This window comes from Citrobacter sp. CK206, assembly GCF_030333125.1.
GTDB lineage: Bacteria > Pseudomonadota > Gammaproteobacteria > Enterobacterales > Enterobacteriaceae > Citrobacter_B > Citrobacter_B koseri.
In genome coordinates, this window is the sequence record NZ_JAOWGM010000022.1 from 71,972 (window position 1) to 84,638 (window position 12,667).

12 protein-coding genes and 2 tRNA genes are annotated in these 12,667 nt (G+C 54.2%); 3 read left to right on the forward strand and 11 right to left on the reverse strand.

Going from position 1 to position 12,667, the window contains the following annotated elements:
- Nucleotides 1–29 precede the first annotated feature (29 nt).
- The gene (ilvC, locus tag OGX81_RS06600) at nucleotides 30–1,505 is read right to left on the reverse strand and encodes a ketol-acid reductoisomerase (RefSeq protein WP_012131124.1); all 1,476 of its coding nucleotides are present in this window, start codon (nucleotides 1,503–1,505) and stop codon (nucleotides 30–32) included.
- 165 nt (nucleotides 1,506–1,670) lie between these two features.
- Between ilvC and ilvY the strand changes: the two genes are divergently transcribed.
- Complete coding sequence (gene ilvY, locus OGX81_RS06605) at nucleotides 1,671–2,561, forward strand: HTH-type transcriptional activator IlvY (protein WP_049009056.1); 891 nt, start codon at nucleotides 1,671–1,673, stop codon at nucleotides 2,559–2,561.
- A 94-nt stretch (nucleotides 2,562–2,655) separates the two neighbouring features.
- Here ilvY and ilvA read toward each other — a convergent pair whose 3' ends face one another.
- The 7 genes from ilvA to ilvL all read right to left on the reverse strand — a co-directional run bounded on the left by ilvA (nucleotide 2,656) and on the right by ilvL (nucleotide 9,212).
- Nucleotides 2,656–4,200 (reverse strand): threonine ammonia-lyase, biosynthetic, encoded by a 1,545-nt coding sequence (gene ilvA, locus OGX81_RS06610; protein WP_104869093.1) that lies wholly within the window; start codon nucleotides 4,198–4,200, stop codon nucleotides 2,656–2,658.
- Between the two features lie 2 nt (nucleotides 4,201–4,202).
- The gene (ilvD, locus tag OGX81_RS06615; protein WP_024130091.1) at nucleotides 4,203–6,053 is read right to left on the reverse strand and encodes a dihydroxy-acid dehydratase; all 1,851 of its coding nucleotides are present in this window, start codon (nucleotides 6,051–6,053) and stop codon (nucleotides 4,203–4,205) included.
- 66 nt (nucleotides 6,054–6,119) lie between these two features.
- Nucleotides 6,120–7,049 (reverse strand): branched-chain-amino-acid transaminase, encoded by a 930-nt coding sequence (ilvE, locus tag OGX81_RS06620; RefSeq protein ID WP_012131120.1) that lies wholly within the window; start codon nucleotides 7,047–7,049, stop codon nucleotides 6,120–6,122.
- Nucleotides 7,050–7,066: 17 nt separating this feature from the next.
- Nucleotides 7,067–7,330 carry an acetolactate synthase 2 small subunit gene (ilvM, locus tag OGX81_RS06625; protein ID WP_012131119.1) on the reverse strand — a complete coding sequence of 88 codons (264 nt, stop codon included), beginning with the start codon at nucleotides 7,328–7,330 and terminating at the stop codon, nucleotides 7,067–7,069.
- On the reverse strand, nucleotides 7,327–8,973 hold the full coding sequence (gene ilvG / locus OGX81_RS06630; protein ID WP_049011329.1) for an acetolactate synthase 2 catalytic subunit: 1,647 nt from the start codon (nucleotides 8,971–8,973) through the stop codon (nucleotides 7,327–7,329). Before ilvG ends, ilvM begins: the two co-directional genes overlap by 4 nt.
- A gap of 2 nt (nucleotides 8,974–8,975) precedes the next feature.
- Nucleotides 8,976–9,026 carry a peptide IlvX gene (gene ilvX / locus OGX81_RS22045; protein WP_202401504.1) on the reverse strand — a complete coding sequence of 17 codons (51 nt, stop codon included), beginning with the start codon at nucleotides 9,024–9,026 and terminating at the stop codon, nucleotides 8,976–8,978.
- 87 nt (nucleotides 9,027–9,113) lie between these two features.
- Nucleotides 9,114–9,212 (reverse strand): ilv operon leader peptide, encoded by a 99-nt coding sequence (ilvL, locus tag OGX81_RS06635; RefSeq protein WP_001311244.1) that lies wholly within the window; start codon nucleotides 9,210–9,212, stop codon nucleotides 9,114–9,116.
- A 351-nt stretch (nucleotides 9,213–9,563) separates the two neighbouring features.
- Between ilvL and OGX81_RS06640 the strand changes: the two genes are divergently transcribed.
- Complete coding sequence (locus tag OGX81_RS06640; protein WP_110123562.1) at nucleotides 9,564–11,084, forward strand: YifB family Mg chelatase-like AAA ATPase; 1,521 nt, start codon at nucleotides 9,564–9,566, stop codon at nucleotides 11,082–11,084.
- 26 nt (nucleotides 11,085–11,110) lie between these two features.
- Here the strand turns inward: OGX81_RS06640 and maoP are convergent, their stop codons facing one another.
- Nucleotides 11,111–11,449, reverse strand: coding sequence for a macrodomain Ori organization protein MaoP (gene maoP, locus OGX81_RS06645; RefSeq protein WP_012131115.1), 339 nt, complete (start codon nucleotides 11,447–11,449; stop codon nucleotides 11,111–11,113).
- Between the two features lie 106 nt (nucleotides 11,450–11,555).
- On the opposite strand from maoP, the gene hdfR reads away from it, so the two are divergent.
- Nucleotides 11,556–12,401: an HTH-type transcriptional regulator HdfR gene (gene hdfR, locus OGX81_RS06650; RefSeq protein WP_012131114.1), complete on the forward strand. Its 846-nt coding sequence runs from the start codon at nucleotides 11,556–11,558 to the stop codon at nucleotides 12,399–12,401.
- A gap of 103 nt (nucleotides 12,402–12,504) precedes the next feature.
- Here the strand turns inward: hdfR and OGX81_RS06655 are convergent.
- Both OGX81_RS06655 and OGX81_RS06660 read right to left on the reverse strand, forming a co-directional pair.
- Nucleotides 12,505–12,580: transfer RNA gene (locus OGX81_RS06655), tRNA-Trp, on the reverse strand.
- 8 nt (nucleotides 12,581–12,588) lie between these two features.
- Nucleotides 12,589–12,665, reverse strand: a tRNA-Asp gene (locus OGX81_RS06660).
- Nucleotides 12,666–12,667: the final 2 nt, after the last annotated feature.

Sequence of the window (12,667 nt, forward strand, 5' to 3'; positions counted from 1 at the left end):
GTAAGCGTTAGCGCCACCCGACAACCTGTTTAACCAGCTACCGCAATGCGTTTCATATCAGTCATATAGCCACGCAGTTTCTGGCCCACTTTCTCAATAGCGTGGCCACGAATCGCTTCGTTCACATCACGCAACTGTGCGTTGTCAACCGCGCCTTCAGCAATCGCTTTACCCAGATCGCCCGGTTGAATTTCAGTCATGAACGCTTTCAGCAACGGTACGCAAGCGTAAGAGAACAGGTAGTTGCCGTACTCGGCGGTGTCAGAGATAACCACGTTCATTTCATACAGACGCTTACGGGCGATGGTGTTGGCGATCAGCGGCAGTTCGTGCAGTGACTCATAGTACGCAGACTCTTCGATGATGCCGGAATCCACCATGGTTTCGAATGCCAGTTCAACGCCCGCTTTCACCATCGCGATCATCAGTACGCCTTTATCGAAGTACTCCTGCTCACCGATTTTACCTTCATACTGCGGCGCGGTTTCGAATGCGGTTTTACCGGTCTCTTCACGCCAGGTCAGCAGTTTCTTATCGTCGTTCGCCCAGTCCGCCATCATACCGGAGGAGAATTCACCGGAGATGATGTCGTCCATGTGTTTCTGGAACAGCGGCGCCATGATGGTTTTCAGCTGTTCAGACAGCGCATAAGCACGCAGTTTTGCCGGATTGGACAGACGATCCATCATCAGCGTAATGCCGCCCTGCTTCAGCGCTTCGGTGATAGTTTCCCAGCCGTACTGAATCAGTTTTTCCGCGTATGCCGGGTCGGTACCTTCTTCCACCAGCTTATCGAAGCACAGCAGAGAACCCGCTTGCAGCATACCGCACAGGATGGTCTGCTCGCCCATCAGGTCAGATTTCACTTCCGCCACGAAGGAGGACTCCAGCACACCCGCACGATGACCGCCAGTTGCCGCCGCCCATGCTTTGGCAATCGCCATCCCTTCGCCTTTCGGATCGTTTTCCGGGTGAACGGCGATCAGCGTCGGTACACCGAAACCACGTTTGTACTCTTCACGGACTTCAGTACCCGGGCACTTCGGCGCCACCATCACCACGGTGATGTCTTTGCGGATCTGCTCGCCCACTTCCACAATGTTGAAACCGTGGGAGTAACCCAGCGCCGCGCCGTCTTTCATCAGCGGCTGCACGGAACGCACCACGTCGGAGTGCTGTTTGTCCGGCGTCAGGTTAACCACCAGATCAGCCTGCGGGATCAGCTCTTCGTAAGTCCCCACTTTGAAGCCGTTTTCGGTCGCTTTACGCCAGGAAGCACGTTTCTCGGCAATCGCCTCTTTACGCAGGGCGTAGGCGATATCCAGACCGGAGTCACGCATGTTCAGGCCCTGGTTCAGCCCCTGGGCGCCACAGCCGACGATGACCACTTTTTTACCCTGAAGGTAGCTCGCGCCATCGGCAAATTCATCGCGGCCCATAAAGCGACATTTACCCAGTTGCGCCAACTGCTGGCGCAGATTCAGTGTATTAAAGTAGTTAGCCATATCTGTAACTCCGTGATGTTGTGTCGTGCTTATTGTTCGGTTCGCTTGCCGTGTCTGTGCAAGAGAGAATGAACTCACTATATGACAGGAAATTTATTGCGGAAATTGATATATTCACAACATCACATTGCAATTTCTGCAACGTAGACATCGGGAGTAGAGCCAGTGGATTTACGCGATCTGAAAACCTTCCTGCATCTGGCGGAAAGTCGCCATTTTGGCCGCAGCGCGCGGGCAATGCACGTCAGCCCTTCCACGCTCTCCCGGCAGATTCAACGCCTCGAAGAGGATCTCGGCCAGCCGCTGTTCATTCGCGATAACCGTACCGTTACGCTCACCGAAGCGGGAGAAGAGCTGCGAACGTTCGCCCAGCAAACGCTGTTGCAGTATCAGCAGTTACGCCACACCATCGACCAACAAGGCCCGTCGCTGTCGGGCGAGCTGCATATCTTCTGCTCGGTCACTGCCGCTTATAGCCATCTGCCGCCCATTCTTGACCGTTTCCGGGCGGAGCATCCCTCTGTGGAAATCAAACTCACCACCGGCGATGCCGCCGATGCGATGGAAAAAGTGGTGACGGGCGAGGCGGATCTGGCGATTGCTGGTAAACCGGAAACCCTGCCCGGCGCGGTCGCGTTTTCAATGCTGGAGAATCTGGCGGTGGTGCTGATAGCTCCCGCATTGCCTTGCCCGGTGCGAAATCAGGTCTCAGTGGATAAACCCGACTGGTCAACGGTGCCGTTTATCATGGCCGATCAAGGCCCGGTGCGTCGCCGTATTGAGCTGTGGTTCCGCCGTCAGAAAATCAGCAATCCGTCGATATACGCGACGGTCGGTGGACATGAAGCGATGGTGTCGATGGTCGCGCTCGGCTGCGGCGTGGCGCTGCTGCCGGAAGTGGTATTGGAAAATAGCCCTGAACCCGTGCGTAACCGCGTGATGATCCTGGAGCGCAGCGACGAGAAAACGCCGTTTGAGCTGGGCGTTTGCGCACAAAAAAAGCGGCTGCATGAGCCGCTTATTGATGCGTTCTGGAATTTACTGCCTGGTCACTAATGCCGGATGGCGGCGCAAGCGCCTTATCCAGCCTACGGCTCAAAAGAACGTAGGCCTGATAAGCGCAGCGCCATCAGGCATTTTCCCGAACACCCTAACCCGCCAGGAAAAAGCGGAACGCCGGGTTATCGCTTTCGTTGTGGCACTCGTAGCCCAGCTCGTTCAGCCGGGTTTCGAAATCTGGCTCGTTTTCGCCCAGTTCGAACGCCGCCAGCACACGACCATAGTCGGTGCCGTGGCTGCGATAGTGGAACAGCGAAATATTCCAGTGCGTTCCCAGCGTGTGCAGAAACTTCAGCAGCGCGCCGGGTGACTCTGGAAATTCGAAACTGTACAGACGTTCCTGCAACGGTTTCGATGGGCGTCCGCCAACCATATAGCGCACATGCAGTTTCGCCATTTCGTCGTCGGAGAGATCCACCACGCTGTAGCCGCCTTCATGCAGCAGCGCGAGGATCTCTTTGCGCTCTTCCAGTCCACGGCTCAGACGAACGCCGACAAAAATGCAGGCATCTTGAGCGTCGGCAAAACGGTAGTTAAATTCAGTAACGGAACGACCGCCCAGCAGCTGACAAAACTTCAGGAAGCTGCCTTTCTCTTCCGGGATAGTCACCGCCAGCAGCGCTTCGCGCTGTTCACCCAGCTCGCAGCGTTCAGACACATAGCGCAGACCATGAAAGTTCACATTCGCGCCAGAAAGCACATGCGCCAGGCGTTCGCCGCGAATATTGTGTTGGGCGATGTATTTTTTCATCCCCGCCAGCGCCAGCGCACCGGAAGGTTCCGCCACCGCACGCACATCCTCGAACAGATCTTTCATCGCTGCGCAAATCGCATCGCTGTCGACGGTGATAATGTCGTCGAGATATTCCTGGCACAGACGGAAGGTTTCATCGCCGATACGTTTAACCGCCACGCCTTCGGCAAACAGTCCCACACGCGGGAGATCCACCGGATGACCGGCATCCAGCGCCGCTTTCAGGCAGGCCGAATCTTCCGCTTCAACGGCGATCACTTTGATTTGCGGCATCAGCTGTTTGATGAGCACCGCCACGCCTGCCGCCAGTCCACCACCGCCAACCGGCACGAATACGCGGTCGAGATGCGCATCCTGCTGGAGCAGTTCCAGCGCCAGCGTGCCCTGCCCGGCAATCACCATCGGATGATCGAACGGCGGAACCCAGGTGAAGCCCTGCTGTTGCGCCAGCTCGATAGCTTTTGCTTTCGCTTCATCAAAATTCGCGCCGTGCAGCAGCACTTCCCCGCCAAACCCGCGCACCGCGTCCACTTTGATATCGGCGGTCGCCAGCGGCATCACAATCAATGCTTTCACACCCAAACGCGCGGAGGAGAACGCCACGCCCTGAGCATGGTTACCCGCCGATGCGGTGATAACGCCGTGGGCTTTTTGTTCTTCGGTGAGCCCCACCATCATCGCGTAGGCTCCGCGCAGCTTGAAGCTGTGTACAGGCTGCCTGTCTTCACGCTTCACGAGAATAACGTTGTCGAGGCGCGAAGAAAGTTTTTCCATTTTTTGCAGCGGCGTCACCTGCGCTGCTTCATATACCGGCGCGCGGAGTACCGCACGCAGGTACTCCGCCCCTTCCGGGGCGGCTGACAGGGGTTGCGACTCGGCCATCATCAACCTCCCAGCTTCGATTTATCGCGTACCGCGCCTTTATCGGCGCTGGTCGCCAGGCTGGCATAAGCACGCAGCGCAAAGGAGACCGGACGCTGACGATCTTTCGGCGTCCAGGCTTTATCACCACGGGCTTCCTGCGCTTCGCGACGCGCGGCGATTTCCGCATCGCTCAGTTGCAGTTGAATACCACGGTTTGGAATATCAATAGCAATCATGTCGCCATCTTCGATGATGGCAATATTACCGCCGCTGGCCGCTTCCGGTGAGACGTGACCGATAGAGAGGCCAGACGTGCCGCCGGAGAAACGGCCATCGGTGATCAGCGCACAGGCTTTACCTAGCCCCATCGATTTCAGGAAGGTGGTCGGGTAGAGCATTTCCTGCATACCAGGACCACCCTTCGGCCCTTCGTAGCGAATAACCACCACATCACCGGCAACCACTTTACCGCCGAGGATCGCCTCAACCGCATCGTCCTGGCTTTCATAGACTTTCGCCGGGCCGGTAAATTTCAGGATGCTGTCATCCACGCCCGCAGTTTTTACGATACAGCCGTTTTCAGCAAAGTTACCGTAGAGCACAGCCAGACCGCCATCTTTGCTGTAGGCATGTTCCAGCGAGCGAATGCAGCCTTCGGCGCGGTCGGTATCCAGCGAATCCCAGCGGCAATCCTGCGAGAACGCCTGCGTCGTGCGGATACCCGCCGGGCCTGCACGGAACATCTGTTTTACCGCTTCATTCTGGCTGACCATAACGTCGTACTGCTCCAGCGTTTGCGGCAGCGTCAGACCCAGCACGTTTTTTACATCGCGATTCATCAGCCCGGCGCGATCCAGCTCGCCCAGAATACCCAGCACGCCACCTGCACGGTGGACGTCTTCCATGTGGTATTTCTGCGTACTTGGCGCGACTTTACACAACTGTGGAACCTTGCGGGAAAGCTTGTCGATATCGCTCATAGTGAAGTCGATTTCCGCTTCCTGCGCCGCCGCCAGCAGGTGTAAAACGGTGTTGGTCGAACCGCCCATGGCGATATCCAGCGTCATGGCGTTTTCAAACGCCGCTTTACTGGCGATATTACGCGGCAGTGCGGAAGCGTCGTCCTGCTCGTAGTAACGTTTAGTCAGCTCAACAATGCGCTTACCGGCATTGAGGAACAGCTGCTTGCGATCGGCGTGGGTTGCCAGCAACGAGCCGTTGCCCGGCTGCGACAGGCCCAGCGCTTCCGTCAGGCAGTTCATTGAGTTAGCGGTGAACATCCCGGAACACGACCCACAGGTCGGGCAGGCGGAGCGTTCGACCTGATTGCTCTGATCGTCAGAAACTTTCGGGTCCGCGCCCTGAATCATCGCATCAACCAGATCGAGCTTGATGATCTGATCGGAAAGTTTGGTTTTCCCGGCTTCCATCGGGCCGCCGGAGACAAAAATTACCGGAATGTTCAGGCGCAGCGAGGCCATCAGCATCCCTGGGGTGATTTTGTCGCAGTTGGAGATACAGACCATCGCATCCGCACAGTGGGCGTTCACCATGTACTCCACCGAGTCGGCGATCAGTTCGCGAGACGGCAGTGAATACAGCATGCCCCCGTGACCCATAGCGATTCCATCATCCACGGCAATGGTGTTGAACTCTTTGGCGACGCCGCCAGCGGCTTCAATCTGTTCGGCGACCAGCTTACCGAGATCGCGCAGATGAACGTGACCCGGCACAAACTGGGTGAATGAGTTCACGACGGCGATGATCGGTTTGCCAAAATCGGCATCGGTCATCCCGGTGGCGCGCCACAGCGCGCGGGCACCCGCCATATTGCGACCATGTGTGGTTGTGGCGGAACGATACTTAGGCATGCGTAATTTACTCCCAGTGTCTGTCTGTTAAATGGGACGGTGCGTGCCGTCCCATTTATTTTTAATTTATGGATTTACCTGATCCAACCAGCCCCATTTATCTTCGGTTTCACCGGTGAAGAGGCCAAAGAATGCTTGCTGAATACGTTTGGTGACCGGACCGCAGCGGCCCTCGCCTACCTGGATACCGTCCACGCTGCGAACCGGTGTGATCTCTGCCGCAGTACCGGACATAAACACTTCGTCCGCCAGATACAGAGATTCGCGAGACAGCACCTGCTCACGCACTTCGATATCCAGCTCTTTCGCCAGCTTAATGATCGCATCACGGGTAATACCTGGCAGCGCGGAGGAGGTAAACGGCGGGGTAAACAACACGCCATCTTTCACTTCAAACAGGTTTTCGCCTGCGCCTTCGGAAATATAACCATTCACATCCAACGCGATACCTTCCTGGTAGCCATGACGACGCGCTTCACTCCCTACCAGCAGTGAAGAAAGGTAGTTACCGCCCGCTTTTGCCGCTGTCGGAATGGTGTTTGGCGCTGCGCGGTTCCAGGAAGAAACCATCGCATCGATCCCCTGATCCAGCGCTTCTGCGCCCAGGTATGCGCCCCATGGGAACGCCGCGATGATGACGTCAGTGCTGTATCCCGGAGGCGGGTTAACGCCCATCCCCACATCGCCCACAAACACCAGCGGACGAATATACGCGCTGGTCAGGTTGTTTTTACGGATAACGTCGCGGCAGGCTTCCATCAGCTCATCAACGCTCTGGGAGACGGGAAAACGATAGATTTTGGCTGAATCATGCAAACGCTGCATGTGTTCACGATGGCGGAACACCACTGGACCTTTGTGAGAGTCGTAGCAACGGATCCCTTCAAACACGGAAGTACCGTAGTGCAGTGCGTGGGACATCACATGAACCTTCGCATCTTCCCAACGAATCATCTCACCATTGAACCAGATGTAATCAGCTTTTTTCGTCGTCATTTTTCTTCCTTTTGCGCTCAGGCGCGGATTTGTTGTGATGTGGTTGTGCTCTGGCAGATAGCAACATGTGCAACATCTACCAGTTTACTTAACTGACTAAACAGTAAGTCGACCGACCGGGGGCTGGCAACGGTCAATTCGATATTTATATTTTGCGCATCGGTAGCGGCTTCCATATTCATGGAGCACACCTGAAAACCACGGTGGCGAACCACACGTAAAACACGTTCTAACGTTTCCGGGTTGAAACGAGCTGCCACATTGACCTGATGTTGCATCATGATAATTTCTCCAGCATTTCTGAGTTACTGGCGCCAGGCGGCACCAGGGGCCAGACATTCTCAAGTTCGTCGATTGAGACATGAAGCAGGTATGGCCCATCACTGTTCAGCATGGTGTCGAGCGCCGCTTCAACCTGGTCTTTACGGGTGATGTGTTGGCCAGGAATGCCGAAGGCGCTGGCTAACATGAGGAAATCGGGGTTATCGGTAAGGGTGGTTTCGCTATATCGTTCCTGGAAAAACAGTTGTTGCCATTGTCGAACCATACCTAACCGCTGGTTATCGAGTAAGACAATCTTCAACGGCAACTGCTTGCGTTTTACGGTGCCCAACTCTTGTACATTCATCATGAAAGAGCCGTCACCGGAGATACAGATAACGGTATCATTCGGCCTCGCAACCTGCGCGCCAACCGCCGCAGGCAGGCCAAAACCCATCGTACCTAAGCCGCTGGAGGTGATGAAATTCTCCGGGCGAGTGTACGTCATATGCTGCGCAGACCACATCTGATGCTGGCCCACATCCGTCGTCACCACGCTGTCTGCGGGTTTACGTTCCGACAGCTGTTTTAACAGCAGCGGCGCATAGATGGCTTCACCGGGATGATCGTAACGCCAGGCGTGCTCAGTACGCAGTTCAGCATTGTGCTGGCGCCAGGCGTCAATATTTAACGGTTGCTGTAACGCGGGCAATAATGCGTTCAGATCGCCCTGCAACGCGACATGCGCCTGACGCAGTTTGTTCATTTCCGCCGGATCGATATCCATGTGGATCACGCTGGCGTTCGGCGCAAAGGTATTCAGCTTGCCCGTCACCCGGTCATCAAAACGTGCCCCTACGGCAATCAGCAGATCGCACTCCTGAACAGCGAAGTTTGCCGCTTTAGTGCCATGCATCCCCAACATACCGAGATAATACGGATAGTCGGCATCCACCGCGCCCAGGCCTTTTAACGTGCAGGTCACCGGCATTTGCGTCGCAGCGATAAATGCGCGCAGCGCGGGTACGGCCTGCGCCATGCCTACGCCGCCGCCCACGTACAGCATCGGTTTTTGCGCCTGCGCCATCATCCGACGCGCCTGCTCAACGTCCGCGTGCGGGAAAGCCGTTTCGTTTTCAACGGTGGTGAAATACGGCTCCAGTGAACCATTGGCTAACTGGATATCTTTGGGGATATCAACCAGAACAGGGCCAGGACGACCCGAGTTCGCAACCCGGAAAGCCTCAGCCATGATGCGCGGCAGCTCTTCCAGCGATTGCACGAGGAAGCTGTGCTTAGTACATGCCAACGACAGCCCCAGCACATCAACCTCCTGAAAAGCGTCCGTTCCGATGAACGGAGCGGAAACCTGACCCGTGATGGCCACAACCGGCACGGAATCTAACAGTGCGTCAGCCAGACCGGTGATCAAATTGGTAGCGCCAGGGCCAGACGTGGCGATACAGACGCCCGTTTTGCCCGTTGAACGCGCATAGCCGATTGCCGCCATCGCCGCACCCTGCTCGTGACGACACAACAGATGTTCCACGCCGCCGTCATACAACGCATCGTAAACCGGCATAATTGCGCCACCGGGATAACCAAAAACGGTTTCAACGCCCTGTGCTCGCAAAGCATGTACCACCCACTGTGCCCCATTCATAGCTACATCCCCGCCGTAAATCTGGAGAAACAGAATTTTATGCTATTAGTCATTATCTGCTCCTCGTTTATGTTTTTAAGGTCAAAAAAAAACCCCCGGACCTTTCGGTGCGGGGGTCTTAGTTCGTTAAGGCTTGATTTCTAAGCCTTTCCTCGTCCAAGTGCAGCCCCGCACGGTGGGATAATAATCACCACCACGCTAATCACGACCAGGCTAATCACTCGTAGAAGGGCTGTCATTTTTGTCTATTCTTGCATCTTGTTCGAAGGAATGCCTAAAGAGTTACCATAGCTTTCGCCAATAGCACAAGATATTTTTATTTTCATTTTTCCGACGCAGCTAACGGTTTAGCAAAAAATCATTGTTTTTTATACAAAAAACAGGAAATGAAAAATTTTCACTTTTTGCTTCATAAACAACAGCAACCCCCATCTTTTTTTCGCATCTGTGATTTTTTGCGAGCACGCTTCCGAACAGCAAAGCATATTTTGAAAAGGCGATAAAATTACCGGAATACGCGCCGAAAGTTAACGATCGTGCAGGATATTCCTGGTTTTTAATGCAGCATAATTCTCTCAACGGGAGGAATTATGTCACTGTCGATTGTTCACACACGCGCCGCACTTGGCGTTAATGCGCCGCCAATAACCATCGAGGTGCATATCAGTAATGGCCTGCCGGGTTTAACAATGGTTGGGCTACCAGAAACGACGGTAAAGGAGGCCCGGGATCGGGTTCGCAGCGCAATCATCAATAGCGGGTATGAATTTCCGGCGAAGAAAATCACCATTAATCTGGCTCCGGCAGATTTACCCAAAGAGGGCGGAAGATATGATTTACCTATCGCAATTGCGCTTCTGGCAGCGTCAGAGCAACTTACAACAAATAAGCTTAATGAATATGAACTGGTGGGCGAACTGGCCCTTACAGGTGCGTTACGTGGCGTTCCAGGCGCGATATCCAGTGCAACCGAGGCGATTCGGGCAGGCAGACATATCATTGTTGCAAAAGAGAATGCAACAGAAGTTGGGCTAATCAGCGGAGAGGGATGCCTGATTGCAGATCATCTGCAAACGGTATGCGCATTTCTGGAAGGGAAACGGGATCTTGAGAAACCAGTCTCTACCGATTCTGACGCCTGTTTACTGCATGACGATCTCAGTGATGTTATCGGTCAGGAACAGGGGAAACGAGGCCTGGAAATCACGGCCGCAGGAGGGCACAACCTGCTGCTGATAGGCCCGCCAGGTACGGGAAAAACCATGCTGGCCAGCCGCATTAATGGGCTACTGCCATCATTAAGCGACAAAGAAGCGCTGGAAAGTGCGGCGATTCTCAGCCTGGTGAACGCTGATACGGTACAAAGGCAGTGGAAACGACGTCCTTTCCGCTCGCCTCATCACAGCGCGTCATTAACGGCAATGGTAGGGGGAGGTTCAATACCCGCGCCAGGAGAAATATCGCTGGCGCACAACGGTATTTTGTTTCTGGATGAACTGCCTGAGTTTGAGCGACGCACGCTGGATGCGCTGCGTGAACCTATTGAGTCTGGTCAGATACACCTTTCGCGCACCCGGGCAAAGATCACCTATCCTGCGCGCTTCCAACTGATTGCAGCGATGAATCCCAGCCCGACCGGTCACTATCAGGGGAACCATAATCGCTGTAGCCCGGAACAGACGTTGCGCTACCTCAGCCGTTTATCCGGCCCCTTTCTCGATCGATTCGATCTCTCGCTCGAAATTCCCCTGCCACCGCCCGGTATACTCAGCCAGGCAGCGGTGAAAAGCGAGGACAGCGCTACAGTGAAAGTACGGGTGATATCCGCACGGAAACGCCAGTACGAACGACAGGGGAAGCTAAACGCCCATCTGGACAGCCAGGGTATACGAAAGTACTGCTCTCTACACAGTGATGATGCGCACTGGCTGGAGGAGACGCTGATACATCTGGGATTGTCTATACGAGCCTGGCAGCGCTTACTGAAGGTTGCCCGTACCATTGCCGATCTGGAACAGACGGAGAATATTACGCGCCTGCATTTGCAGGAGGCTGTGGGCTATCGGGCAATAGACAGGCTACTGATTCATTTACAAAAACTACTGACGTAAAAAAAGGGCATTTCGCCCTTTTTTTATTAATCGTCAGATTCGGTGTAGTCTTCCGCACCTTCCATCTGCGGTTTACCGCCAGACAGAGTGTGGAAACGTTTTGGACGCTTAATACGCGTCATATATTTAGACCAGACGCGTTCTGCTTCTGTCACCGGCTCACGTTCGCCACGGCATACCGCGACAAACAGTCTCTCTTCTTCGGTTACTGGCTCACGTTTCCCCAGATCCAGCTCATTGAAGGCATAACCATGACGTTCAAGCAGTTGTGCCTCTTTGATGGTGAAATCACCATGACGAGAGAATCCGCGTGGATAATATTTGTTGTCGAAATATCGATTAGTCGTCGTAAAGCTTTCCGCCATCCTGCACGCTCCTAATTCTTTGGCCGAGCTATTTATGGCGCGGAGTATTAGTTACGCTTGACAGAGTGTAAAACAAAAGATTTAAATCATTACGACAAATAATTTTGTGGAGAGCGTTGTGGATACGGAATTGTTAAAAACTTTCCTGGAAGTTAGCCGGACACGCCACTTTGGACGAGCGGCAGAAGCGCTCTACCTGACCCAATCGGCGGTCAGTTTTCGGATAAGACAACTGGAAAATCAGCTTGGTGTGAACCTGTTCACCCGGCACAGAAACAATATCCGCTTAACCGCAGCAGGTGAAAAGCTACTACCCTATGCAGAAACGCTGATGAATACGTGGCAGGCGGCACGTAAGGAAGTGGCGCATACGTCGCGGCATAATGAGTTTTCTATCGGTGCCAGCGCTTCTCTGTGGGAGTGCATGCTCAATGGCTGGCTGGCACGCTTATATCAGTCTCTGGAGCCGCAAGCCAGTCTGCAATTTGAAGCCAGGATCGCTCAACGCCAGTCGTTAGTAAAGCAACTCCATGAACGTCAGCTTGATCTGCTCATTACCACCGAAGCGCCAAAAATGGATGAGTTTAGCAGCCAATTGCTGGGACATTTCACACTCGCGTTGTATTGCAGCAGCCCATCACAGATGAAAGATGAATTAAATTATCTGCGCCTTGAGTGGGGACCTGATTTTCAACAGCATGAAGTGGGTTTGATTGCGAGCGATGAGGTTCCCGTTCTTACCACCAGTTCAGCTGAACTGGCGAGACAGCAACTGTCTGCTCTTAATGGATGCAGCTGGCTTCCTGTTGGCTGGGCCAAAGAAAAAGGCGGGCTTCATACCGTTGCCGACAGCGCTACGCTTTCACGCCCGTTATATGCAATATGGCTACAAAATAGCGATAAACATACGTTGATCCGCGATCTGTTAAAAACAAACGTCCTGGAAGATTAAAGGGACAGCAATGGCAAGGATGCCGGGAAAGGAGTTGAATGGATATGCCGGGGGTCGTTTTTCAGGCAAAAAAAATCCTTAGCAAATGCTAAGGATAATTTTCTGGCAGGGGCGGAGAGACTCGAACTCCCAACACCCGGTTTTGGAGACCGGTGCTCTACCAATTGAACTACGCCCCTAATTAGGGTGGCGGAACGGACGGGACTCGAACCCGCGACCCCCTGCGTGACAGGCAGGTATTCTAACCAACTGAACTACCGCTCCAC